Annotated in this window: 24 protein-coding genes; 13 read left to right on the forward strand and 11 right to left on the reverse strand. The window is 66.3% G+C overall.

Annotated elements, in window-relative coordinates; translation table 11 throughout:
- Window positions 1–181 precede the first annotated feature (181 nt).
- The 8 genes from ACTOWJ_RS10130 to ACTOWJ_RS10165 are packed head-to-tail and all read right to left on the reverse strand — an operon-like array spanning window position 182 to window position 8,152.
- A complete protein-coding gene (locus tag ACTOWJ_RS10130) occupies window positions 182–1,141 on the reverse strand; it encodes a phosphatidate cytidylyltransferase (protein ID WP_441334483.1) in 960 nt (319 codons plus the stop codon).
- Window positions 1,138–1,782, reverse strand: coding sequence for a lysophospholipid acyltransferase family protein (locus tag ACTOWJ_RS10135; protein ID WP_441334484.1), 645 nt, complete (start codon window positions 1,780–1,782; stop codon window positions 1,138–1,140). The genes ACTOWJ_RS10130 and ACTOWJ_RS10135 overlap by 4 nt, the downstream gene beginning before the upstream one ends.
- Complete coding sequence (locus tag ACTOWJ_RS10140) at window positions 1,779–2,447, reverse strand: CDP-alcohol phosphatidyltransferase family protein (RefSeq protein WP_441334485.1); 669 nt, start codon at window positions 2,445–2,447, stop codon at window positions 1,779–1,781. The genes ACTOWJ_RS10135 and ACTOWJ_RS10140 overlap by 4 nt, the downstream gene beginning before the upstream one ends.
- Window positions 2,448–2,460: 13 nt before the next feature.
- Complete coding sequence (locus tag ACTOWJ_RS10145; RefSeq protein WP_441334486.1) at window positions 2,461–3,912, reverse strand: TIGR04222 domain-containing membrane protein; 1,452 nt, start codon at window positions 3,910–3,912, stop codon at window positions 2,461–2,463.
- Window positions 3,909–4,406, reverse strand: a complete 498-nt coding sequence (locus ACTOWJ_RS10150; protein WP_441334487.1) for a hypothetical protein — start codon at window positions 4,404–4,406, stop codon at window positions 3,909–3,911. Before ACTOWJ_RS10150 ends, ACTOWJ_RS10145 begins: the two co-directional genes overlap by 4 nt.
- Window positions 4,403–5,743, reverse strand: coding sequence for a phosphatase PAP2/dual specificity phosphatase family protein (locus ACTOWJ_RS10155; protein ID WP_441334488.1), 1,341 nt, complete (start codon window positions 5,741–5,743; stop codon window positions 4,403–4,405). The genes ACTOWJ_RS10150 and ACTOWJ_RS10155 overlap by 4 nt, the downstream gene beginning before the upstream one ends.
- Window positions 5,740–7,497 carry a bifunctional alpha/beta hydrolase/class I SAM-dependent methyltransferase gene (locus ACTOWJ_RS10160; RefSeq protein ID WP_441334489.1) on the reverse strand — a complete coding sequence of 586 codons (1,758 nt, stop codon included), beginning with the start codon at window positions 7,495–7,497 and terminating at the stop codon, window positions 5,740–5,742. Before ACTOWJ_RS10160 ends, ACTOWJ_RS10155 begins: the two co-directional genes overlap by 4 nt.
- 10 nt (window positions 7,498–7,507) lie before the next feature.
- Window positions 7,508–8,152, reverse strand: a complete 645-nt coding sequence (locus ACTOWJ_RS10165; RefSeq protein WP_441334490.1) for a CDP-alcohol phosphatidyltransferase family protein — start codon at window positions 8,150–8,152, stop codon at window positions 7,508–7,510.
- 453 nt (window positions 8,153–8,605) lie between these two features.
- On the opposite strand from ACTOWJ_RS10165, the gene purH reads away from it, so the two are divergent.
- From purH to ACTOWJ_RS10180, 3 genes are all read left to right on the forward strand, one after another.
- Complete coding sequence (gene purH, locus ACTOWJ_RS10170) at window positions 8,606–10,192, forward strand: bifunctional phosphoribosylaminoimidazolecarboxamide formyltransferase/IMP cyclohydrolase (RefSeq protein WP_441334491.1); 1,587 nt, start codon at window positions 8,606–8,608, stop codon at window positions 10,190–10,192.
- A gap of 45 nt (window positions 10,193–10,237) precedes the next feature.
- On the forward strand, window positions 10,238–10,939 hold the full coding sequence (locus ACTOWJ_RS10175; RefSeq protein ID WP_441334492.1) for a hypothetical protein: 702 nt from the start codon (window positions 10,238–10,240) through the stop codon (window positions 10,937–10,939).
- 213 nt (window positions 10,940–11,152) lie between these two features.
- On the forward strand, window positions 11,153–11,914 hold the full coding sequence (locus ACTOWJ_RS10180; protein ID WP_441334493.1) for a hypothetical protein: 762 nt from the start codon (window positions 11,153–11,155) through the stop codon (window positions 11,912–11,914).
- A 116-nt stretch (window positions 11,915–12,030) separates the two neighbouring features.
- Here ACTOWJ_RS10180 and ACTOWJ_RS10185 read toward each other — a convergent pair whose 3' ends face one another.
- A complete protein-coding gene (locus tag ACTOWJ_RS10185; RefSeq protein WP_441334494.1) occupies window positions 12,031–13,488 on the reverse strand; it encodes an alanine/glycine:cation symporter family protein in 1,458 nt (485 codons plus the stop codon).
- A gap of 300 nt (window positions 13,489–13,788) precedes the next feature.
- Here ACTOWJ_RS10185 and purD point away from each other — a divergent pair, with 300 nt between their 5' ends.
- Complete coding sequence (gene purD / locus ACTOWJ_RS10190; RefSeq protein ID WP_441334495.1) at window positions 13,789–15,090, forward strand: phosphoribosylamine--glycine ligase; 1,302 nt, start codon at window positions 13,789–13,791, stop codon at window positions 15,088–15,090.
- Window positions 15,091–15,459: 369 nt separating this feature from the next.
- Here the strand turns inward: purD and ACTOWJ_RS10195 are convergent, their stop codons facing one another.
- A complete protein-coding gene (locus tag ACTOWJ_RS10195) occupies window positions 15,460–15,741 on the reverse strand; it encodes a hypothetical protein (RefSeq protein ID WP_441334496.1) in 282 nt (93 codons plus the stop codon).
- Between the two features lie 257 nt (window positions 15,742–15,998).
- On the opposite strand from ACTOWJ_RS10195, the gene ACTOWJ_RS10200 reads away from it, so the two are divergent.
- The 8 genes from ACTOWJ_RS10200 to ACTOWJ_RS10235 all read left to right on the forward strand — a co-directional run bounded on the left by ACTOWJ_RS10200 (window position 15,999) and on the right by ACTOWJ_RS10235 (window position 20,543).
- Window positions 15,999–16,421 (forward strand): DUF7684 family protein, encoded by a 423-nt coding sequence (locus tag ACTOWJ_RS10200; RefSeq protein ID WP_441334497.1) that lies wholly within the window; start codon window positions 15,999–16,001, stop codon window positions 16,419–16,421.
- Window positions 16,422–16,495: 74 nt separating this feature from the next.
- Complete coding sequence (locus ACTOWJ_RS10205) at window positions 16,496–17,005, forward strand: OsmC family protein (protein ID WP_441334498.1); 510 nt, start codon at window positions 16,496–16,498, stop codon at window positions 17,003–17,005.
- A 54-nt stretch (window positions 17,006–17,059) separates the two neighbouring features.
- Window positions 17,060–17,404 (forward strand): hypothetical protein, encoded by a 345-nt coding sequence (locus ACTOWJ_RS10210; protein WP_441334499.1) that lies wholly within the window; start codon window positions 17,060–17,062, stop codon window positions 17,402–17,404.
- 10 nt (window positions 17,405–17,414) lie between these two features.
- A complete protein-coding gene (locus tag ACTOWJ_RS10215; protein ID WP_441334500.1) occupies window positions 17,415–17,801 on the forward strand; it encodes a hypothetical protein in 387 nt (128 codons plus the stop codon).
- Window positions 17,802–17,885: 84 nt separating this feature from the next.
- On the forward strand, window positions 17,886–18,164 hold the full coding sequence (locus ACTOWJ_RS10220; RefSeq protein ID WP_441334501.1) for a hypothetical protein: 279 nt from the start codon (window positions 17,886–17,888) through the stop codon (window positions 18,162–18,164).
- 295 nt (window positions 18,165–18,459) lie between these two features.
- Window positions 18,460–19,674: a M23 family metallopeptidase gene (locus ACTOWJ_RS10225; protein ID WP_441334502.1), complete on the forward strand. Its 1,215-nt coding sequence runs from the start codon at window positions 18,460–18,462 to the stop codon at window positions 19,672–19,674.
- A gap of 122 nt (window positions 19,675–19,796) precedes the next feature.
- On the forward strand, window positions 19,797–20,123 hold the full coding sequence (locus ACTOWJ_RS10230; RefSeq protein ID WP_441334503.1) for a hypothetical protein: 327 nt from the start codon (window positions 19,797–19,799) through the stop codon (window positions 20,121–20,123).
- Between the two features lie 69 nt (window positions 20,124–20,192).
- A complete protein-coding gene (locus ACTOWJ_RS10235) occupies window positions 20,193–20,543 on the forward strand; it encodes a gamma-glutamylcyclotransferase family protein (RefSeq protein ID WP_441334504.1) in 351 nt (116 codons plus the stop codon).
- 552 nt (window positions 20,544–21,095) lie between these two features.
- Here ACTOWJ_RS10235 and ACTOWJ_RS10240 read toward each other — a convergent pair.
- Window positions 21,096–21,758: a hypothetical protein gene (locus tag ACTOWJ_RS10240; RefSeq protein ID WP_441334505.1), complete on the reverse strand. Its 663-nt coding sequence runs from the start codon at window positions 21,756–21,758 to the stop codon at window positions 21,096–21,098.
- 223 nt (window positions 21,759–21,981) lie between these two features.
- Between ACTOWJ_RS10240 and ACTOWJ_RS10245 the strand changes: the two genes are divergently transcribed.
- Window positions 21,982–22,596, forward strand: coding sequence for a mechanosensitive ion channel family protein (locus tag ACTOWJ_RS10245; RefSeq protein ID WP_441334506.1), 615 nt, complete (start codon window positions 21,982–21,984; stop codon window positions 22,594–22,596).
- Window positions 22,597–22,752 lie beyond the last annotated feature (156 nt).

Genomic DNA, 22,752 nt, shown 5'->3' on the forward strand with positions numbered 1-22,752 from the left:
GGCCATCCTTGGCCGGGCGTGTAGCCGGCCTGCGCGCAATGCGCGCAAAGCGGGCGGTGCTTCTAGTCGAATCGCGTTGCCATCCATGGCGGGACTTGCGCGGGCTTCGGAGCGTCCGGCCCGGCCATCCTTGGCCGGGCGTGTAGCCGACGCGCGAGCCAATGGCTCGCGAGCGCGTCGGCTACACCCACCAATACCTGATCAAATGGAAGAATACGGGGGCGGCGAAACACACCGAATCCAACCGGTCGAGCACGCCGCCATGGCCTTCGATCATATGCCCCCAGTCCTTGATCCCGCGATCGCGCTTGATCGCCGACATCACCAGGCCGCCGTAGAAACCCATCAGGTTGATCACCAACGCCAGCGCTGCGGCCTGCAGCGGCGTGAACGGGGTGATCCACCACAAGGCCGCGCCCAGTGCCGTGGCCGAGGCGACGCCGCCGAGGAAGCCCTCGAGCGTTTTCGACGGCGACAACTTCGGCGCGATCAAGCGCTTGCCGCACAATTTTCCCCATACGTACTGCAGCACGTCGGAAGACTGCACCACGATCACCAGGAACGCGATCAGCAGCAGATTGCGCCCTTCGTACCCCGGAATCCGCAGGTTGATCAGCGCCGGCACGTGCGAAATGCAGAACACGCAGATCATCAGCCCCCACTGCACCTTGGCCGTGCGCTCCAGATAACGCGTGGTGTCGCCGCCGATGGTCGACAGAATCGGCAGCAGCAAGAACGCATACACCGGAATCAACAAGGTGTAGAGCCCGTACCAGTCGGTGTAGACCAGCCAGTACTGCAACGGCAGGGCCAGATAGAACGCCGCCAGCAAGGCGTAGTAATCGCCGCGCCGGGTCGGCGCCAAGGTGATGAATTCGCGCAGCGCGAACAGCGAGACCAGCGCGAACAACACGATCATGCCGACCCGGCCGATCGCGAACGCCAGTCCCACTACCAAGGCCATCACCCACCACGCGCGAATGCGCGCGACCAGGTTGGCGACCACCGCGCTGGGCCGCTCGCGCGTCTTCCAGCGCAACCACTCGGCGATCACGGTCGCAATCAACAACACCCCGGCGACGCCGGCGAACAACAGCACCGAATGCGGCAACTCGCGCGCGAAACCGATCCAATCCTTCATCCCGCCGCTCCCTGGCCGTTGCTTGGCGCATGATCGGACAAGGCCAGCAAAGCCTCGCGCGCGCGCCATAAAAACGCATCCTTATCTTCGTCCGCGCCGAGCCGGATCGTGTCGCCGAAGGTCGCCGTGCACAACAGCGGCAGCGGCAGCACCTTGCCCTTGGGCATGACCCGGGCGAGGTTGTCGATCCATACCGGCACGAATTCCAGTTCCGGCCGCTTGCGCGCCAGGTGATACAGACCGCTCTTGAACGGCAGCAGCGGCTCGTCGCTCTGGTTGCGCGTGCCTTCCGGAAACAGGATCAGCGAACTGCCGCCGTCGACCGCCTCGCACAGGGTTTCGATGGCGTCCTGTTTGCGCTGAGCCGGATCGCGCTCGATCAACACCCCGTTGAAGACTTCGCGGATCAGATAACGCCGCAGCGCGTCGCGCTGCCAGTAATCGGCGCCGGCGACCGGGCGCACGTCGCGACGCAGCGCCGGCGGCAATGCCGACCAGATCATCACGAAATCGCCGTGGCTGACATGATTGCCGTAATACACACGGTGATCGGCCGACGGCGAACAGCGCCACAGGGCGCGCGCGCCGGTCAGCAGCCGGATCGCCGCGCTGAACCCGTCAGCGAGCAGTTGCGAGATCATCGCGCCTCCAGTTCGCGCACGATCGCGCGCAGGCGCAGGCCGATGGTCAGCGCCGCGCCGACGATGATCACGCCGAGCGCGGCCAGCAGCGACCACGCCACCACCGCGATGTGACCCAGCGCCAGTCCTGCCGCGGCGAACAACGCCGCGATCGCGGTGGCGATCATGCGCGTGCGCCGCGGCATCGGTCCCTCGCCGTGCTCGCGCAGGCCGCAGGCCAAACCCAGCACGCGCACATAGGCGGTGCCCACCGCCAACAGCGAAGCGGCCCAGCCCAGGTCAGACGCCCACGGCAGCCACGGAGTGAGGCCGTAGCCCACACCGAGGAACACCAGCGCATCGGCCAGGCGATCGGGCGCATCGCTGTACACCTCACCGGCCTTGCCGACCATGCCGCCGCGGCGCGCCAGCAAGCCGTCGAGACGATTGCACAGCAAGCGCCCGGCCAGGCACACCGCCGAGAACAGCAGCAACACCGCGCCGTAATGCGGCGGATCGCGCAGGGCGAAGTAGAACGACAGTCCGGCCACCGCCGACAAGCCGATGGCGAACAGCGAAATGCCGTTCGGCGTGGCGCCGTGCCGGCGCAATCGCGCCGCCAGGGCCAAGCGCCAGCCGTGGCGCCCGGCAGCGGGATCGTGCGAAGTCTCTTGATCGATGCTCATCGTCGTACTCCGTTCAACCGCCACAACCGCCGCAACCGCCACCGCAGCTGCCGCCACCGCCACTGCAACCGCTGCCGCCGCTGCCCGAATCGCCGCTCGAACCGCTCGACACCGGCGTACGCAAGGTGTGGTACTCGCTGCAATCGGTGCCGACCAGGCCGATGGTGCCCATCAGCGCGGCACGCCGCACCATGTCGGCGCCGGCCAGTCCCCGACTGGCGTCGTGCAATATCCAGTCGCCCGCGCGCGTGCGCAGCTGCGAGAGCAGCAGGCGGCCCAAGGTCAAGAACCCGGCCAGGAATACCAGCACGCACAAGAATCCGACCGGCTTGTCGCGGATCAGTCCGATCGCGATCTTGGCCACGCCGAACACCGTCAATGCCAGCGGCGGCAGGTTGCCGATCAAGCGTACCTGCCATTCGCGCTGCGCCGTCATCCACCAGCCGTTGCGGCGCAGTTGCGCGGCGACCGGCAGATACGCGCGCTGCAGCGCCTCCAGCGTCGCGGTCAAGGTCTGCGCGCGCGCGGACACGTCGCTGGCGGTGCGCAGCAGCGGTGGCAGTTGCGCGGCGCGGGAAGTGTCGACCCGCAACCACACCTGATCGCGCCGCCGCGCGGCATCGGTGGCGGTGTCGGTGTAATCGAGTTGCAGCACGCCGCGCTGCATCAGTTCCACCAGCGCGACATCGGCCGCGCGCTCCTCGCCGCCGGCAAGGAAACCCAGCTCGACCGGATCGTCGCACGCGGCATGGGTGCGCCTGTTCGGGCCGCGCAAGGTGCGCGCGATGGCGCCGGCGGCGATGAACGCCCAGACGATCGCCGGAATGTACCCAGCGAGAAAGGCGGCGCCTCGCCAGTTCAAGGGATTCGGTGTGCCTTGCGAGGAGGCGCACAGCAGGTACACCAAGGCCAGCACGAGGCTTCCGGCCCAGAATCCCAGGCCGATGCCGCCCGGGGCGGTGGCCCAGGGCGAGAGCAGGCGCACCCGCGCTTCGTTCGGATTCGCCGGCTTGCGCGGCTGCGGAAGCTCGCGCGGCGGCGGCCAGAACGCGGCCGGCGGATCGCCGAAATAACGCCGGTAGCTGTCCAAGGTTTCGCGGTACTGCTGTTGATGACGCGAATCCTCCACTTGCCCGCCCAGCGACGGCGCATGGTGCAGATCGCGCTTGAGTACCTGCGGGCAGAATCGCAGCCAGTAATCACGCGTGTCGGTCATGTGCGCGTGCCAGACCTTGTCGATGGCATCGCTCGGCGTGACCGCATGGCCCGCCTCGACCGCGAGGAAGCAGAAGCGCCGGTATTCCTCCAGCGCGGCCTCGGCGGTTTCGCGCGAGGACTGGCCGACATGCGCGATGCGGTCCAGGAACGGCTGCGGATGATCGCCGCCGAAACGGTAATCGCTCAGTCGCTGCCATAACCCGCGTTGCTCGTCGGTCCACTGCGCGCAATCGTCGCCCGTGTTCATATCCATACTCGTCCGTAAGCGCCGATCAGCGCGACCAACTGCACGATCAACATCGATGCTTGCCGCAGCAGCAGACCGCGCGCGCCGCGCCAGCGCGATGCCCAATCGCGGCCTTCGCGACCGGGCTTGAGCAAACCCAGCAGGCTCAATGCGGCATCCAGGCGCCGCGCGGCCGCGGCATCGGCCGCTCCGTCGCCGGTCCGGGCCAGCGCGCGCAGCAGGCGTGCATCGAAGTCCACCCGCAGCGCGTAGTACAACTGCACCACGCCGGCCGCGAGGCTGAGCATCAGCAACGCGAACTGCGAGCCCGGCACCGCGGTCGACAAACACAATCCGAACAGACCCGAAGCCCACAGCGTCAGCGATGCGACGCACAGCCATCGCCCCTGCGCCAGCAAGGCCGCCATCGCATGCAGTTCCAACCCGCCGACAGGCGATGCCGCCGGGTCCATGGGCGCTCCGGCGGACGGTGGCGGGCTGTCGTTCGGGTTCATGCCGTCTGCGCTCCATGCTCCGTCGCCGATGGCGTTTGACGCATCATCAGCCCCAACGCGCGGCGATGGCGCTCGCGCAGCACCACGGTCGGACGCGCCTTGCGCACGATCGCGATCGCCTCATCCACCGTCGCCGCGCGCCCGCTGCGCAGCAACCACGCCGCGACCGCCGTCGCGCTGCGCGAATAACCCAAGGCGCAGCACACCAGAATCTCGCCGCGTCCGCGCATCGCTTCGATATCGGTCGCGACCGCGCGCAATTGTTCCGGCGTCGGCGCCACCAGATCCAGCATCGGCCGAACCGCATCGCCCTCACGCCGGGCCCGCAGCGGCAACTCCGCGCTGACGTCGACCACCCGCGCGTAACCCTCGCGCTCGCCCGCCGCCGGCACCCGGCCCAGCCAGACCTCGTCGATCACCCACACCGGTTGCGGCGCGCGCCGCGTCCACCAACGCGAATTGATCCAGGCGCCCAGCAGGAAGGGCGCGTACAGCCACAGCGCGGCATGGCTCAAACGGCCGTCGTCGCGCTTCTGAAAGCCCAGCGGCCCCAGCACGGCGTAGTTCAGCGCCACCAGCGACAGCGACGTCGCCGGCCACCACAGCCACAGCGCCCATCCGCCGAATGCAATCGCGGCCCAACCGCACACCCCCGCGCCAGCCAGATACAGCGCCGAGAGTTTCCAGCGCTGCGGATCGCGCACCCATGCCGCCTCGCGCCACGGCGCGCGGATGCGCTCCGGCCACAGCCACACGCACAGCCAACCGGCCAGAACGCCGGTGGGAATATCGATGAAGTGATGTTGATAGGTGGTCAGCACCGACACGCCGATCAGGCCGAACCACGCATGCAGCAGCCAGCGCCAGCCACCGCGCAGGTGCTGGGCGAAGCGCACCCACAGCACGATCAGCAACACGATGTGCAACGACGGCGCCTGATTGAACGGCTTGTCGAAACCCAGCAACACGTCGAACAGCCAACCGAACACGCCGCCGCTCTCGGGCCGGGTGAAGGTGAAATACAGCGGAAACAACAGGAAACAGCTCACCGCGATCGCCTGCGCGGTCAACAGCCGCAACGCCTGGGTATCGAGTTCGCGCTTGTCGCGGCACACGAACAGGGAGATGCCGTAGAACAGGTCGATCGACCAGTACGGCACGATGGTCCAGGCCCAGAACGGCATCGCGCGCTCCCAGCCGAACACGATGCTCGGCACGTCCGCGCGCGCAGCCGCGACCGAATTGGCATAGCCGTAGCTGAGGAAGAACAGCGGCCCCAGCAGCAACAGCCACAGCGCTGCCCGCCCCCACGGGCGGCGCGCGGTCGCAGCGGTCATGGGCCGACCCGCTGCGCCAAGGACACGGTGAAGATGCCCCAGGCGTCGATGCGCTGGTCGATCTTCACGAAACCCGCCGCACGCACCAGATCGTCCATCTCTTGCTGGCTGCGCCGACGCATCACCCAGGCCTCGCCGCCGCGGTGGCTGGTCAGCGCGCGGGCGATGAACTCCAACTGCGGATGCCAGGGCTGGCCGGTATAGACCAGAAAACCGCCGGGCGGCACCGCCGCGGCCAGGCCTTCCAGCGAGCGCCGCACCATGTCGTTATCCGGGAACAGCTCGTACAGGCCCGACACCACCGCCAGGCTGGGCTTGGGATCGAGCGCGGCGAGCGCATTGCGATCGAACGCATCGCCCTGATCGAAGCGCGCGGTCGCGCCGGCACCGAGTTCCTCGATCAGTGCCCGGCCCTTGTCGACGTTGAGCGTGCTGTAGTCGCGCAAGCGGATCGAATCGGCGCGCTCGCCCTCGCCGGCCAGCGCCTCGAGCGCATAGCGGCCGTGGCCGGCGGCGATGTCGACCGCGTCCACCGGCGTCCCGGCCGCGCGCAGACGGCGCATGGCCTCGCGCAGCAGCTCGTGCAGATGGGTGCGGCGCACGCGGATGCCGCGCCAGCCGATCGCTTCGAGATAGTTGCGATCGATCATCCGGCCCAGCGGACCGCTGCCGCGCGCTTCGTTGCGGTACACGTAGTCCAGGCTGCTGCCCGAATCGAAACCGGTGTCCAGGCCGAGCTTGATGCCTTCCGACAACTTGCCGCCGAAACGCAGCCCGGCGCGGACGAAGCGCCAACGCAGATCGGCCAGCGACCAGCGCTCGGGCGGCCAGGACAGCTTTTCGGATTCCTCGAAACTGGGCCCGCGCCGATGCGCCTGCGACAGATCCGCGCGCACCAGCGGTTCGGCGAAGCGCGCCTGAACGAAGGCGCGGATGCGGTTAACCGCCGCGGCGCGGCCTTTCTCGCCGAGGGTGTCGTGGAAGAAACCCTGCAACAGGTGGCGTTCCTTGATCGCCGAACCCAGCCGCTCGTAGAAACGGTCCTGCGGGCCGCGATGCACCACGAAGTCCGAACCCGACACCAACAGCTGGGTCGGCACGGTAATGGCCTGCGCGTCGGCGACGATGCGATCGGCCGCCTCATACAAACCCAGCAGCACCCGCACCGAAATCGGCCGGGCGATCAACGGATCGGTACGGTAGCTTTCGACCCGCTCGGGGTCATGGGTCAGCCATTGCGGCTTGACGTAGCTGTTGACGAAGAAATTGCCGCGCAGCTTCTGCATCAGGGTCAGACCCGGGCGCGCCAGCGGCACGTACAGCTTGACCTTGAACGCCGGCGAGGCCAGCACCAGGGCGCGGATGCGCGGCGCGTAATCGTGCACCCAGGTCGCAGCGACCACCGCGCCCACGCTTTGCGCGACCAGCGCCAGATTCTCCACCTCCACGCCGTGCTGCGCGCCGAGGTGGGCGATGAAGCGGTCCAGATCGCGCACCAGCGCCTCGAATCCCGGCGCGTCGCCGCGCTCGCCGGGCGAGCGGCCGTTGCCGCGCGCGTCCCAAGCGAAGAAGTCGCTGTCCTCCAGTCCCAGTTCGGCGACCAGATGCTGCACGCGTCCGGAGTGCTCGTGGCCGCGGTGCAGCAGCACGACCGCCTTGCGCGGTCCGTCGGCCGGTTTGTCGGCGGACCAGTGGCGATAGAACAGCTGCGTCCCGTCGAAACTGGCGAAATAACGTTCCTGCGCCTCGCTCATGCCCGTTCCCTCATCGTTGCTCTCCTTGTCGTTGCGCGACGTCCTGCGCGGCATCATGCCGCAATCCGGCGCGCACGCGGCGCACCACGGTCCACGCGCACATCACGCCGGCCGCGATCAGCACCGGGTCGACCACGCGCGCGCCGATCCAGCCCAACGCCAGCAGCAATCCCAGCCAACCCACCACGAAGGCCCGGTCGCTCTTGCCCATCGGCCCGTCGTAACGGCGCGGCGCGCCGATCATCGGCCCCAACACACCGGCGTATTCGGTCAGCGCGGCCGACAGCACGAAGGCGATCAGCGGCGCCGGATGCAGGCCCGGCACCGCCCACAACGCCAGATACAAGGCGCTGTCGGACACCACGTCGCACAATTCGTTGAGGTACGCGCCCAGACGCGACTGCTGGCCGAACTCGCGCGCCAGCATGCCGTCGATGGCGTTCATCGCCATGCGCGCGAACAGCCATGCCGGCAGCAACGCGAACAGCCAGGGCCGGTGCGGCGCGCCCCAGAACACCAGCGCGGCGACCCCCAGCGACACCACCGCCGCGGCCGTGGTGACCTGATTGGCGGTCGCGCCCAGCGCATGCAAGCGCCGCACCAGCGGTCGCAACAGCGCCTGGAAGCGCCCTTTCAAAGCGTAAATCGATGCCATTCCTTGAGCGTCCCTCGCGCCCGTACGGGCGATCGCCGATTAGCTTACGCATCCAGCTTAGCGGCTGCGGGCCGGGTTGGCGGCGTGGCGTGGGCGGCCTGGGCGGGGTATTGGAATGCTCGACCACGGGGATAGCCCGAAGGCGCCTGTGCCCGGCCAGCGATGAAATTCCACGTTTTTTCCGGCCATTTCCTTGCCGGCGCCTGTGCCTTTGCCCTCCTTCAGAAAAAGGGGCGAGCGTCCGCAGGATGCGGGGGATTTGAGCTGTTGATTTTGCTTTGGAACAAGAGCGAATCCCCCCAGCCCTCCATTTTCAAAGGGGGGACTTCTTCGGGCGGCTTTCGAAAGGCCATTGCCGGCCGGGCGCTTGGGCTGCTCCACTGCGTGAACAGCCGGCCCACCCCCACCCGCGCGGCTATAATTCCCGCGCCCTTCCGCTGCCCTCCTCCCCGAATGACCTCCGATCGCTCGACCGGCACGCCGGTTCACATCCGCCGCGCCCTGCTGTCCGTGTCCGACAAGACCGGCCTTATCGAACTCGCCCAGGCCCTGGCCGCACAAAATGTGGAACTGCTTTCCACTGGCGGCACTGCCAAGGCGCTTCGCGAGGCCGGCCTGAGCGTACGCGACGTGTCCGAGGTCACCGGCTTCCCGGAAATGATGGACGGCCGGGTCAAGACCTTGCACCCCATCGTCCACGGCGGTCTGCTCGGCCGCGCCGGCATCGACGATGCGGTGATGGCCCAGCACGGCATCGGCGCGATCGATCTGCTGGTGCTCAATCTGTATCCGTTCGAGAAGGTCGCGGCCAACCCGGCCAGCAGCTTCGAAGACATCATCGAGAACATCGACATCGGCGGCCCGGCGATGCTGCGTTCGGCGGCGAAGAACTTCGCCCGCGTCGCGGTCGCGACCGATCCGGCCCAATACGCCGATATCGTCGCCGAGCTGCAGGGCAACGGCGGCGCGCTCGGTGCCAAGACCCGCTTCGCCTTGTCGGTCGCCGCGTTCAACCGCGTGGCCCAGTACGACGCGGCGATCAGCAACTATCTGTCGGCGATCGCCGAAGACGGCAGCAAGCAGGACTTTCCGGCGCAGCACAACGCCAACTTCATCAAGGTCATGGACCTGCGCTACGGCGAAAACCCGCATCAGCAAGGCGCGTTCTACCGCGACGCGCAGCCGTTGCCGGGCAGCCTGGCCACCTTCGTGCAGTTGCAGGGCAAGGAGCTGAGCTACAACAACCTCGCCGACGCAGACGCGGCGTGGGAATGCGTGCGCCAGTTCGAGCGCCCGGCCTGCGTAATCGTCAAGCACGCCAATCCCTGCGGCGTGGCCGAGGGCGTGGCCTGCGGCGATGCGTATGAACTGGCTTATGCGACCGACCCGACCTCGGCCTTCGGCGGCATCATCGCCTTCAACACCAGGCTCGATGCGGCGACGGCGAAAGCCATTCTCGACCGCCAGTTCGTCGAGGTGCTGATCGCGCCGGATTACGACGATGCGGCCGTGGAATACGCCAGGAAGAAGGCCAACGTGCGGGTGCTGCGCATCCCGCACGGCGACGGCCGCAACGTGCTGGATTTCAAGAGGATCGGTTCGGGTCTGTTGGTGCAGAGCGCGGATCTGCGCGAAGTCGGCCGCGATGAGCTCAAGGTGGTCAGCAAGCTCGCGCCGACCGACGCGCAGTTGTCGGACCTGCTGTTCGCTTGGCGCATCGCCAAGTTCGTCAAATCCAACGCCATCGTCTATGCGCGCGACCATCGCAGCATCGGCATCGGCGCGGGGCAGATGAGCCGCGTGGTCAGCGCCAAGATCGCCGCGCTCAAGGCCGAGGAAGCCGGGCTGGTCGTGCCGGGTTCGGTGATGGCCTCCGATGCGTTCTTCCCGTTCCGCGACGGCATCGACGCCGCCGCCGCGGCCGGCATCAAGGCGGTGATCCAACCCGGCGGCTCGATGCGCGACGGCGAGGTCATCGCCGCCGCCGACGAGCACGGCCTGGCGATGGTGTTCACCGGCGTGCGTCACTTCCGTCACTAAGCCACGCGCGGGTGGTCCGCCGCCCGCTCACGCCTGCGAACGCGCATGTCCGAGCCGTCGAAAACCGCCAAACCTCCGCTGGGCCGCAGCCTGGGACGTTCGATCGCGCGCAAGCTCACCATCGTCGCGGTGCTGCTGGCGGTGATGACGCTGTGGGGTCTGTGGCAGTACTCGCGGCGTCAGGCGGTGGACAGCGAATCGCTCGGCGACTATCGCATCGGCGGCCGCGCGGTCACGGTCTTGTTGGTGCAGCCGGACGTGTCGCTCGACATCGGCGGCGGCCTGCGCCGCGACTACACCGGGCAGGTCGCACGCGCGCTGGCCAAGCGCTTGGGCGAGATGGGTTACCAGACCCGTGAACTGGCCGCGCGCAGCGACCAGGAACGCTTCGGCCAGACTTCGCGCGTGTCCGACCAACGCGCCGCCGCGCAATATCAGACCGATACCGCACAGCAGATCCGCGGCGCCAACGCACCGGTGCTGCGGGTGTCGCTGCAGGATCTGAAGATCGACGGGCAGACCGTCAGCGAGCATCACTATCGGGTCGAACTGCTGGATCCGCACAACCTGCAACCGTCGTGGCGCGCGACGCTGACCTGGCGCGAAGGCCGCTACCAGTCCATCGCCCTGCTCTGGCACCTGCGCAAGAACCAACTGCCGCCGCCGCTGTGGGACAGCCTGGCCGACCTGGCGATCAAGCGGATGCGCAAGGACGGCGTGATCGCCGCCGCCTCGGCCGTTCAATAACCGCAAATTCGTTCCCTCTGTAGGAGCGGCGCAAGCCGCGACCGCGACATCGCGGATACGACGCAAGCGCGGTGTCGCGGTCGCGGCTTGCGCCGCTCCTACAGTCGGGCTCCGCGAACAGCGAGGCGAACGATCGAGTCGCGACTCGCGCCGCCGTCATCGCGCTGCACCGCCGGCGCATACTGCCGCCATTCCCCCGACCAGGATGTCGCCATGTCCGGATACCTCATTCCGCGTTCAAGACTCGCCCTCGCCGCACTGACCACGATGCTGGCGCTGCACGCAACCCACGCCTTCGCCCTGCAACCGCTGCCATCGCAACAAATCCCCGACGCCGACGCCGCGCGCGTGCTGTCGAAGGCCTATGGCGAGCACGTCCGCCTCGGCGGCCGGACGTGGCGCGGCGTGGAATCGGCCGGCGACCAGCGCACTTCGGTGCGACGCAAGGTCTGCGCCGACAGCGGCCCGGAACAACGCGGCCCGCGCGATATCGCGGTATGCAGCACCGGCGGCGGCGGTTCGGTCGACGTGTGGATACTGTCGGATGCCCGCACCGAACAACAACAAGTGCGGGTCTGGTCGAGCAAGCGCGGCATCGCCACGCCGCTGGCCGGCCGCGCCGGCACCGTGGAATTGCACCAATGGGGCCCCGGACGCACCGCATTCCTGATTCACGGCGCCGCGCCGCAACGCAATCCACACAGCAACCTCGCCGCATGGATGTCCGAACACCAGCAATTCGAACCCGTGCTGAGCATCGGCACCCGGGTCGACAGCGCCGACACGATGCTGCGCTGCGTACTGCGCCTGGACCATTCGCAGTACGACTATGCGCGTTACGGACAGATCCTCGACGTCGTCGGTCGCGAGGGCGCGCATCCGGTCGGACGCAATATCAAGATTCCGCACCGCGACGGCCGTTACGCGATATCCGAGCAAGTGCTGCAACAACAAGGCTGCGACCGCCCGCAATGATCCGGCGCTAACTGCCTGTAGGAGCGGCGCAAGCCGCGACTGCGACATCGCGCTTACGCCGTATCTGCGATGTCGCAGTCGCGGCTTGCGCCGCTCCTACAAGGCGGAATTGAAGATTACGGCGCCGGCTTGACACGCTCCTTCCATATCTCGTGATCCACGCCATGCCCCAGTTCCGGGTACTGAGCGATATGGAACTCCGGCGACTTGCCCTCATCCAGCTGACGGTCGTAATCGCGGGTCAGCTTCACCACCACCTTCGCCAACAGCACCACCGCGATCAGGTTCAGCGTCGCCATCACCGCCATCGCCGCGTCGGCCGCGTCCCAGACCAACTGCACTTTCGAGAACACGCCCCACACGATCACGCACAACGCGACGATGCGCAGCACGAACAGCGATTTGCGTCCGCCGCCGATGTACAGCAACCCGCTCTCGGCATACGAGTAATTACCCAGAATGGTGGTGAAGGCGAAGAAGAACAGCGCGATGGAAGCGAACCACGCGCCCCACTCGCCGAAGAACACCGTCATCGCGCGCTGGGTGATGATCACACCGTCGCCGCCCTGCCCCAACACGCCCGACAACAGCACGATCAGGCCGGTCGCGGTGCAGATGAACATGGTGTCGAAGAACACGCCCAGCGCCTGCACGAAGCCCTGGCTGGACGGATGGTGCGGTACCGGCGTCGCCGCCGCGGCGATGTTGGGCGCGCTGCCCATGCCGGCCTCGTTGGCGTACAGACCGCGCTTGACGCCGTTGAGCATCGCCGCCGCCATGCCGCCGGCGATGCCGCCCGCGGCCTGATCCAGGCCGAACGCGCCGCGCAAGATCATCATGATCGCCGCCGGGATCTGTTCGTAGTGCGCGACCAGCGCCCACACCGCCAGACCGATATAGCCGATCGACATGAACGGCACCACCCACTCGGCGACCTTGGCGATCGAACGCACGCCGCCGAAGATCACCACACCGGTCAGCAGCACCAACACCACCGCGACCTGGGTCTGGCTGAACTTGAAGGTCTCGCCCACCGACTGGGCGATGGCGTTGGCGTGCACGCCGTTGAACACCACGCCGTACGAGAACAACAGGCAGGCCGCGAACGCCCAACCCATCTTCGGCGAACGCAGGCCGCGCGCGATGTAGTGCGCCGGACCGCCGCGGTACTGCCCGTTCTCGTCGCGCACCTTGTACAGCTGCGCCAGCGCGCTTTCCGCATACGCCGTGGCCATGCCCACCGCCGCCGTGCACCACATCCAGAACAGCGCGCCCGGGCCGCCCAGACTCATCGCGATCGCAACGCCGGCCAGATTGCCGGTGCCCACGCGCGCGGCCAGCGAGGTGCACAGCGCCTGGAACGGCGAAATGCCGGCATCGTCGCCGTCGGTGCCGCGGCCGATCACCTTGAGCATGTGCGTGAAGCGTCGCACCTGCACGAAGCGCAGGCGGAGGGTGAAGAACACGCCGACCGCCAGCAGGCCGTAGATCAGCACGTAATTCCACAATACGTTGTTGATCGCGCCGATGATCGGGGAGATCGCTTGTTCGATCTGGTGCAGCAGCCAATCCATGCGGACGGTTCCGAAGAAGAAGACAGAAGGAAAAGATGAGGTGCCACGGCCTCAGATCGACCGTCCCGGCGGTTTCGCGCGCGTCCCGGATCGGACGCGACCGCTCAGATCGCCAGCAGGCCCGGCCCAGACCGGCGGCCGTCCTGGACGCGCCGCACAGCCGCCGATCGCACGATCGCGGCGCCAATCCCTTGGCCGGAAACACGGCGATAGTAACAGCCGGTCGCCCGCGCCCGGCCGCTGCCGTAAAATCCCGTGGTTATATCCCCCTCCCGATCCGTCATTTCCCCCGGAGCACGCATGAAAGTCCTGGTTATCGGTTCCGGCGGGCGCGAGCACGCGCTGGCCTGGAAGCTCGCCCAGTCGCCGCGCATCGACGAGGTGCTGGTCGCGCCCGGCAATGCCGGCACCGCGTACGAAGCCAAATGCCGCAACGTCGGCGTGGCCGCCACCGATATCGACGGCCTGCTCAAACTGGCCGCCGACGAAGGCGTGGCCGTTACCGTGGTGGGCCCCGAAGCGCCCTTGGTGGCCGGCGTGGTCGACCGCTTCCGCGCCGACGGCCGCCGCATCTTCGGCCCCACCGCCGCCGCCGCGCAGTTGGAAGGCAGCAAGGCCTACGCCAAGGACTTCCTCGCCCGCCACGGCATCCCCACCGCCTATTACGCGGTGCACACCGACGTCGACGCGGCCCTGGCCTACGTTCGCGAGAAGGGCGCGCCGATCGTGGTCAAGGCCGACGGCCTGGCCGCGGGCAAGGGCGTGATCGTGGCGATGACGTTGGAAGAAGCCGAAGCCGCCGTCACCGACATGCTCTCGGGCAACGCTTTCGGCGCGGCCGGCGCGCGCGTGGTGATCGAGGAATTCCTCGACGGCGAAGAAGCCAGCTTCATCTCCATGGTCGACGGCAAGCACGCCCTGCCGATGGCCACCTCGCAAGACCACAAGCGCGTGGGCGACCGCGACACCGGCCCCAACACCGGCGGCATGGGTGCGTACTCGCCCGCGCCAGTGGTGACCGCCCAGGTGCACGAGCGCGTGATGCGCGAAGTGGTGATGCCGACCGTCGACGGCATGATCGCCGACGGCGTGCCCTTCACCGGCTTCCTCTACGCCGGCCTGATGATCGACGCCGACGGCGCGCCCAAGGTCATCGAATTCAACGTGCGATTCGGCGACCCGGAAACCCAACCGGTGATGCTGCGCCTGGATTCGGACCTGCTGGATCTGGTCGAAGCCGCCATCGACGGCCAGCTCGACACCGCGCAAGCGCACTGGAACCCACGTCCCTCGCTCGGCGTGGTGATGGCCGCGGCGAACTACCCCGACACCCCGAGGACCGGCGACGCCATCCATGGCCTCGACGCCACGCAACCGACTCACGCCAAAGTCTTTCAAGCCGGCACCAAGCTCGGCGCGAACGGCGAAGTGCTGACCGCCGGCGGCCGCGTGCTGTGCGTGTGCGCCTTGGGCGAGAACGTCGCCCAAGCGCAGCGCGAAGCCTATGCCGCGCTGGCCAAGATCGGCTGGGACGGCGAATTCCACCGCAACGACATCGGCTGGCGCGCGATCGAGCGCGAACGCCACGCCGCGCAGTCGTAACTCCACCGCGGCGCAACACCGAAACGGCCGGCAGCGCCCTCGCGCTGCCGGCCGTTTCGTTTTCAGGCGCCCGCCGCCGCAACGCGCCTGCGTCGTAGCCGCGATGTCGCGGTCGCGGCTCGCGCCGCTCCTACACGGAGAATCGCAGCTCACGCAAACCGACTGTAGGAGCGGCGCAAGCCGCGACCACACCCCGACCCAGCTCCGCGCAAGCTACCCATCAACGTCATCACGTGGGCCAAAGGGTGAAGCCTCACCATGACGTGACGAACCGCGACGCCCCAACCCTCATCGTCCAATAAAAAACGGCCGGGAGAACCATTTTCCCGGCCGTCTTGTTTCCGGTTTTTTCCGTAGGCCCTGCGCGAACTAATGCACCGTCCCCGCCGGTTCCTCGGGCGCCGGCTGCAACGACACCGCCAACTCCTCCAACTCGGCGATCTCCGCCTCCAGCGCGTCGTACAACTCGCCCTGCCGCGTCATCAGTTCCTCGATGGGCGCGGCCTGCTTCAACTTCGACAACTCCCCATCGAACAGCAACCACTGCGCGGTCAACTGTTCCACATAGTTCTTGGAATAGTGGCGCATTTCCTTGAGCTGACTCAACGTCGCATTGACGTGATCCAACGGCGTCTTGGTATCCGCAGACATAGCGAGCTCCTCGTTCACAAGCTACCGGCCCGAGCGTAGTCCCGCGAAGCTGGCTGTATGCGAAATGCCGGCGCCTGGTAGATGAATAGCGGCGTTGTTTTCACCTCGCAGCGACATCGCCGAACGGGAGGGCATCAAGACGCGCCACATAACCCAGGCCGGTCGCGAAACCCACATCCATCGCCTGAGATGCCTGGATTGACGGTCGTCCCAGGCCTATCCAGAATCTAGTTCACGCGCGACCAGACACCTCCGTCATGCCCTATCCGCCCACCTACATTCATCTGACTCCCGAATCAACCCTGCCCGCGCTGAACATCGGGCAACCTTTCCGCGCTGTCGTCATCGCAGAACAAGCGGTGTCGCCAGACTGGCAATCGCAGGTCGGCGATTGGCTGGTGGCCTCGGGCTGCCTGTACATGATGGCGTGGGGTCAAGATTGCAGCTCGTGGGACGACGCCGTGGACTGGGCGAGCCTGAGGGCTTTTGACTTCGGCGACGTCCCGGACGATCGAGACGTCTTCACCACGTGGCATACGGATGAACCACTCAGCGAAGTGTTCTGGTTCGCCAAGAACAGCGCCGCGCATCCGACGGTCGCGCTTGAACACGACGTGCTCGTGCATATCGCCGCCAATGCTAGCGAACAAGTCCTGTTGAACGACTACGACAAAGCCTGACAGCGCGTTCAAGCGGCGTTATAACGCTATCGCACTCCCACCGGCTCGATTCAAGCCCCGTTCGGCGCATCGCGATGACAATCGCCTTCGATATCGACGGCGCATTGACACCATTGGGTCCACGCCGTTTCCCTTGCTCGGCGCTCCGTTCTCAATGCACCTTCGATCCGGAGACCAACGCTGTGGAGATTTCTGCGCTTGTCAGCAACACCCCCGCCGGGCACACGACCACCGTCCGAACCGATGCGGCCTCACAATCGGTGCCCATCCCCGCCAAAGCCACGGGCCGGGGCTCGGCGGTCAACGGCGGCGAGTTCCTGATGCTGGCGCTGGCCACCTGCTACTGCAACGACGTGTACCGCGAGGCCGCCCGCCTCGGCATCCCCATCGACAGCGTGGAGGTCGAAGCCACCGCCGACTTCCCCGGGGTCGGGTTGGCCGCCACGAATATCCGCTATCGCGCCCGGGTGAGTTCTTCCGCCGCCGACGCTTCGGTCATCGCCGATCTGCTGCGCCAGACGGATGCGGTGGCCGAAGTGCACAATACGATCCGCGCCGGGGCGGACGTGGCCTTGGTGTCGTAACCGAGTTGCCGAAGCCGCCGCACAGCGCACGGCCAAGCTCAGGGATTGACCGCGATGGACGACACCCAAGCGACTTTCGAAGTGACCCAGGTTGTGGAGCCGTTCCCACCCGGCGCGATTGCGCTGCACGGGCATATCCGCTCGGGAACTGTACGTGCCGGCCTGATCGTCAAAATCTCCGTGAACTCGCAGATGGACCTCGTGATCCCGATCAAGAGCGTCGAGTCGGTCGAAGGCCCGGACAACGAGCGCGCCGTAAGGCTGGTCCTGGACGTCCCGGAACCCGAGTTGCAGGCATTGTGGTCGGCCCTGTTCCTGCCGGGCGACGTAGTTTCCATCGAGTCACCATCGGCCGAACCGGCGCCGCCTCGCGGCACCCGACTCAACCGAGACCGCTGACGCCACCTTCATGCGAATCGCCTTCGACATCGACGGCACGTTGACCCCGCTGGGCAAAGACCAGTTTCCTTCCTCGACGCTGCCGTTCCCCATGAGCCTGATCTTCCGCGAGCGGTTGCGAGAAGGCGCGGTTGCGCTGATGCGCGAGTTGCAAGCGCAAGGACACGACCTGTGGATCTATACCTCTTCGCTGAGGTCGGAGAGATACATCTATCTATGGCTCCTCTGCGCGGGCATTCGCCTGGGAGGCGTAGTCAATGGGAATACGCATGCAAATGCTCTGCGCGGCCGGAAGATCTCCCCATCCAAGTTCCCTCCCGCGTTCAGCATCGACTTGCTGGTGGACGATTCCAAAGGGTTGGAATCGAAGGACACACGCACGGCTTCCACGTTCTAGTGGTAGAGCCGGGAGACGTGCACTGGGCGTCCAAGGTAAAAGAAGCTTCCCAAGCGCAACTCCACCTTTCACTGCGAGAAGACGATGCGTGACATCGACGCAATCATCAAAGAACTGACACGGGTTCACCCAGAACTGACCGTTGCGCACCTGAAGGTGCTGCACCCTGATGCCGACGATGACGGCGTATGGTTCTTCCGACACCCTTGCAGCCCTTATGAGGTTCAGCTGGAATCGCCTTCCGGCGCATCTCCGTTTTTGTTTGAAACCGATGCCCACGCCGCATCCGTCGTTGTCGATACTGTGGCGCAGGCCATTTCGCTGGTCGCTGATGGCTTGGGGCTGGGTGTGCCTGCGGCCTGACCGTTCATCATCGAAACCGCTGCAAGGTCTCTACTTTCTTGCCGAACCGACATCCGATTATGGATGCGTTCCTATAACCGCGGCCTGCAACCCAACCCAAACTCGATCGTTTTCCACTCACACGCAGCTTGTTGTGCCCGGATGATTGCCTCTATCCTCATGTCCGGCCTAACCCCGCTATACGTTGGACCACCCTTTCGGACGCCACAGTTCGGCCTGCGGGCAGTGAGGTGGCCGGCCGCATCCACGGTCGACAATCGCCGCGACACCCGGATCCGCGGCCAGGAGATGACGAGTGTCGATTGGATCCGTCCGCACCGCCGCCGCACTGTCCAGCCTGCTGGCCATCGCGCCCGTGTTCGCCGCAACCCCGGCGCGCCTGCCGTTGCCTCAAGGATGCGAGATCGCGCGTCGCGCCGCGGGTGCGGACACCGCACGGTCTGCCGTCCTGCCAGTGTTTCCTCCGATACAGTTGGAAATCCGCACCCCATTCGAACCCACCGCGTTCTCGGGCGACGGCTATAGCTATCTGATCTACGAATTGCATCTGCAGAACTACTCGGAAGACCCGCTTCGTCTCAAGGGCATCGAAGTCCTCGATGCGAGCGGCTCGAGCAGCGAGCCGCTGCTCACATTGACCGGCCCCAAGCTCTACGAAAAATTGTTGGCAGTCGGCCCGGGCGGCCTCGACGGTGATCATCCGTTGGACGGCGGCCGCAGCGGCGTCGCGCTGATCTGCCTCGCATTCGATGAATCCTCCGCCGTTCCGGCGCGACTGAGCCACCGCGTGCTGCTGGACGGCGCCGCGGCGGACGGCCCGGCCATCGGCACTCGCCACGACAAAGTGAAAACGCTCGGTCGCCCCGTCGCGGGCCCGGACTGGATCGCCGATAACGGCCTGCGCATCGACCGTCATCACCGCCCGGGCCTGTTCGTCGTCGGCGGTCTCGCCCGGATTTCGCGCCGCTACGCCATCGACTGGAAACAACGCAAAGACGACGCCCTCTTCTCCGGCGACGCGCGCGACGTGCGCTCCTATCACGCCTATGGCAAGCCCGTGCTGGCCGTCGCCGACGCGACCGTAGTGCTGGCCCAGGACGGCATCCCCGACAACATTCCCCGCACCGAGGCCGGCTTCAACACCGCGGTTCCGCTGACCATGCAAACCGTATCCGGCAACGCCGTCGTGCTCGACATCGGCGACGGCCAGTTCGCCTATTACGCTCATCTCAAGCCCGGCAGCGTGCAAGTCAAGAAAGGCGACCGCGTCCGACGCGGCGCGCCCTTGGCGCAAATCGGCAACTCCGGCGACGCCCGCTGGCCGCATCTGCACTTCCAGGTAGTGACCTCGCCGGACATCCTGGCCAGTGAAGGCGTGCCTTACGTGATCGATCGCTATCGCATGAGGGACAGCGACGGGAACTGGCAGACCCGGACTGGTGAGTTTCCGCTGGACAGCGATGCGATCGATTTCGGCGCGGATGACCGCGCAGCGCCACCAAAGCCGTGAAGCCGCATGTCGCCGGGTGATAGGAGCGCAATCCGGCTGAGGATCTACCGCGAATCCACCCAAGCCGTTTCGCGGAACGATATGATCGGACGCTGGATAGCTATCGACGATCAGGGACGACGATGATTCTTTGGGGTACCGGCGACTGTGAACTCACCTTCGATCTGTCGGAGCGAGAGTACTGCCAGAAATGCCAGCAAGACCAGGATTTCGCTCTTCGTCTCAAGTACGAGTACGGCCATTTCTATCACTTGTTCGGCTGGGTGATGTCGAAGCAGTACCAACTGGTGTGCCCGGTTTGCGTGCACGGCTGGGTGCTCAATCCGCGCGCCGCGGTGGCGCTGATCGGCAGCAACCCGATACCGTTCTATCGACGCAACGGGTGGGCCGTTATGCTGGGTCTCGGCGTCGTCGTCGGCATGGCGGTCGTGTACCGGCCCGCCGGCTGACGCTTCACGGCCGACCCGGTCCGCGGCACAGGCCGACTCATTCCGGCACCGACTTCACTGGCAGTGGCCATGACCCACCGACTCTTCGTTTACGGAACACTCGCCCCGGGCCAGCCTAACGAACATGTGCTCGCCGATGTGCCTGGCGCTTGGGAGCCCGCAGCCGTGCGGGGCACGCTGCATCAAGTAGGTTGGGGAGCCGCTGCTGGCTATCCGGGCATCGTCCTGGATGCGGACGGCGACGAAGTCCCAGGGCTGGTTTTCAGCTCCGATGCACTGCCCGCGCATTGGCAACGCCTGGACGAGTTCGAGGGCGAGGGGTATGAGCGTGTGCTGACCTCGGCCGAGTTGCAGGGCGGCGGTGTGGTGCCGGCCTATGTTTATGCGTTGAGTCGCAGCGGTTTGCCGGATGCGAACTAGACGTCGCTTCACGAGGCGACTCGATCGCTGCCAGGTGGACGTAGGTTTTACGCCTCCTCAGCTGTCCGATGCGGGCGGCAGGATCGAGGCGCCGCATTTTGGACAGCAGCGAACGTACAAGCCCAGTGAAATCACCACCGGACTGATTCCCGCGCGCCCAAGCCGGAAGCGGCAGGAAGGGCAGCGCAACGCGAAGTTTGCGTAGAGCGTCACCAGGCAGTAGGCGAAAACGCACCCCAGAAAAATTTGCCACCAATATGCGTCCAGCCAGGACACCGCGGGATGCTCGACTCCAAGCCAGGCTCCGGCGCAAGCGACGAGCATGGCGCTAACGCCCAAGAGCGCGATCAGTCCCGCCAGACGGCTGAGCCGCCGGGCCTTGTGCGCGATCGACTGGGACGATGGTATGAGTGGGCGATTGATGATGGACGCTCCCGTCACCCGTACGTGCTGTCAATGTACTTCTCGACCTCGAGCTCAACGGTAGGAGCTCTGGCCAGTCCAGTCAAATCGGACACAGCTTCGTCCAGAACCAACGCACAGATACCACCATCAGAACTTCCACCAGGGCTTCTTGATCGACTGCAAAGCACCCAAACCCGGAATGAGGATTTCTCCTTCTTCCTCGCTCGCATGAAAGAAGCCGACGCCGTGCTGGATCGCCAGCTCGCGCATTTTAGCGTAGGCCTGATCGGCCAAAGACCAACGGAAGGCGGAGTAGATGACGTTGCGCCCGATGCAGTGCTCGGCGGCCGTGGGGTGGTGGTCCGGATCTTCCGCGGCGAACGGGCCGTTCAACGGCGGGAAGTACCGAATCATATCGGCGAACCAACGCTGCAATGCCGGCGACGTGACGCTGGGATCGTCGTAGCCGCGGCCCTCGGCCCACTGGACCTGCTCTTCGTACCAGCGAATGAAGTCCGCGCGCTCAGTGGGCGCGACGCTCGGCTCGAAGACCATCAGATCGAAACTCATCGTCGTCTCCCATGATGGGTTGCTGCAATAACGGCCGAGGCCGAGCGTATCGAATTCGTCCTCATTGAACCTCTCGCCCGTTTCGCCGAAGTGGGTGCCGGAATGGCAAACGACATGGACCTCTTCCGCGTTGAGAATCAACGCGTGGACAAATGCCTCCGCGGCGTCGATGGCCCCGTGTCCGGGCAGAAGCGCCGGACGACTCGGAAGTGATGCTCCGCCATGAACTCTCCGTGACATACCTGCGCATCCTGCCGCCCAAAGTCGGGCGCGGCAAAGGCTACCGTCGGGCAGCCGGAACCAGGATAAAGCGTCGGGCGGCGTATGAATCATCGATCGCGCTTGAACGGCAGCGGATCGTTGGAGACGGTCCGGAGCGGCCTGCTGCCCACTCCGGCACGGCGCGCTAACCCGCGCCTTCGTACACTGCAGGGCCGTATCGATCGCCAAAGGCCGTACCCGCATGTCCCCCACCATCGCCCAAGCCGCCTACATCGCCGCGAAACTGGGCGAGGCGCTGGCCATCCTGGTGGTGGCCTGGCTGCTGACCACGCTGCTGCGACATATGTTGCGGCGGCTGTCGACGCGTTACGACCTGGCGCCGGCGTTCGCGATCGGCGTGCGGCGGGTGCTGAGCACGGTGATCTATATCACCGCGTTGCTGTTGTTGCTCAACCGGCTGGGCATTCCGGGGTCGGTGGTATGGACCACCTTGACCGGGTTCGTGGCGGTGGGCGCGGTGGCGTTCTTCGCGGTGTGGAGCGTGTTGTCGAATATTTTCTGCGCGCTGTTGATTCTGACCACGCGGCCGTTCCGTTTGTACGACTACATCGAGGTGCTGGAGGGCGGCGATAAGCCGGGCCTGCGCGGGCGGGTGATCGACATCAACTTCGTCTACACCACGCTGCAGGAGATCCATGCCAACGGCGACGATACGGTGCTGCAAGTGCCCAACAGCCAGTTCTTCCAGCGCACCACGCGGCGGTGGCGGCAAGAGCCGGAGTGGAGCCGGGTGGCGCGGGACAAGGCGGCCGAAGGCGTGCACGGGGCGGATTGGCGGGATGCGGCGGCGGGGTGAGGGAAGGCGAGAGCAAATCCCCCCTGCCCCCCCTTTTTCAAAGGGGGGAACAGCAAAAGCAGGTGGGTGGGGCGGAGCGAGCGGGCATGGCCGGGGTCTACGGCGATGCGATGCGGAAGCTACTTTTGCGCTACCTGCCCGACCCGGCTACACCGG

The organism is Lysobacter sp. CA199 (genome assembly GCF_052078715.1).
Classification (GTDB): Bacteria; Pseudomonadota; Gammaproteobacteria; order Xanthomonadales; family Xanthomonadaceae; genus Lysobacter.

Excerpts from the sequence above, each read along its gene's own strand:
- ACTOWJ_RS10165 (WP_441334490.1), bottom strand. The coding sequence starts at position 8,152 with ATGGCATCGATTTACGCTTTGAAAGGGCGCTTCCAGGCGCTGTTGCGA.
- ACTOWJ_RS10155 (WP_441334488.1), bottom strand. The coding sequence starts at position 5,743 with ATGACCGCTGCGACCGCGCGCCGCCCGTGGGGGCGGGCAGCGCTGTGG.
- ACTOWJ_RS10195 (WP_441334496.1), bottom strand. The coding sequence starts at position 15,741 with ATGTCTGCGGATACCAAGACGCCGTTGGATCACGTCAATGCGACGTTG.
- ACTOWJ_RS10160 (WP_441334489.1), bottom strand. The coding sequence starts at position 7,497 with ATGAGCGAGGCGCAGGAACGTTATTTCGCCAGTTTCGACGGGACGCAG.
- ACTOWJ_RS10130 (WP_441334483.1), bottom strand. The coding sequence starts at position 1,141 with ATGAAGGATTGGATCGGTTTCGCGCGCGAGTTGCCGCATTCGGTGCTG.
- ACTOWJ_RS10145 (WP_441334486.1), bottom strand. The coding sequence starts at position 3,912 with ATGAACACGGGCGACGATTGCGCGCAGTGGACCGACGAGCAACGCGGG.
- ACTOWJ_RS10220 (WP_441334501.1), top strand. The coding sequence starts at position 17,886 with ATGCGTGACATCGACGCAATCATCAAAGAACTGACACGGGTTCACCCA.
- ACTOWJ_RS10180 (WP_441334493.1), top strand. The coding sequence starts at position 11,153 with ATGTCCGGATACCTCATTCCGCGTTCAAGACTCGCCCTCGCCGCACTG.
- ACTOWJ_RS10200 (WP_441334497.1), top strand. The coding sequence starts at position 15,999 with ATGCCCTATCCGCCCACCTACATTCATCTGACTCCCGAATCAACCCTG.
- ACTOWJ_RS10185 (WP_441334494.1), bottom strand. The coding sequence starts at position 13,488 with ATGGATTGGCTGCTGCACCAGATCGAACAAGCGATCTCCCCGATCATC.
- purH (WP_441334491.1), top strand. The coding sequence starts at position 8,606 with ATGACCTCCGATCGCTCGACCGGCACGCCGGTTCACATCCGCCGCGCC.
- ACTOWJ_RS10175 (WP_441334492.1), top strand. The coding sequence starts at position 10,238 with ATGTCCGAGCCGTCGAAAACCGCCAAACCTCCGCTGGGCCGCAGCCTG.
- ACTOWJ_RS10230 (WP_441334503.1), top strand. The coding sequence starts at position 19,797 with ATGATTCTTTGGGGTACCGGCGACTGTGAACTCACCTTCGATCTGTCG.
- ACTOWJ_RS10245 (WP_441334506.1), top strand. The coding sequence starts at position 21,982 with ATGTCCCCCACCATCGCCCAAGCCGCCTACATCGCCGCGAAACTGGGC.
- purD (WP_441334495.1), top strand. The coding sequence starts at position 13,789 with ATGAAAGTCCTGGTTATCGGTTCCGGCGGGCGCGAGCACGCGCTGGCC.
- ACTOWJ_RS10215 (WP_441334500.1), top strand. The coding sequence starts at position 17,415 with ATGCGAATCGCCTTCGACATCGACGGCACGTTGACCCCGCTGGGCAAA.
- ACTOWJ_RS10210 (WP_441334499.1), top strand. The coding sequence starts at position 17,060 with ATGGACGACACCCAAGCGACTTTCGAAGTGACCCAGGTTGTGGAGCCG.
- ACTOWJ_RS10235 (WP_441334504.1), top strand. The coding sequence starts at position 20,193 with ATGACCCACCGACTCTTCGTTTACGGAACACTCGCCCCGGGCCAGCCT.
- ACTOWJ_RS10140 (WP_441334485.1), bottom strand. The coding sequence starts at position 2,447 with ATGAGCATCGATCAAGAGACTTCGCACGATCCCGCTGCCGGGCGCCAC.
- ACTOWJ_RS10240 (WP_441334505.1), bottom strand. The coding sequence starts at position 21,758 with ATGTCACGGAGAGTTCATGGCGGAGCATCACTTCCGAGTCGTCCGGCG.
- ACTOWJ_RS10205 (WP_441334498.1), top strand. The coding sequence starts at position 16,496 with ATGACAATCGCCTTCGATATCGACGGCGCATTGACACCATTGGGTCCA.
- ACTOWJ_RS10150 (WP_441334487.1), bottom strand. The coding sequence starts at position 4,406 with ATGAACCCGAACGACAGCCCGCCACCGTCCGCCGGAGCGCCCATGGAC.
- ACTOWJ_RS10135 (WP_441334484.1), bottom strand. The coding sequence starts at position 1,782 with ATGATCTCGCAACTGCTCGCTGACGGGTTCAGCGCGGCGATCCGGCTG.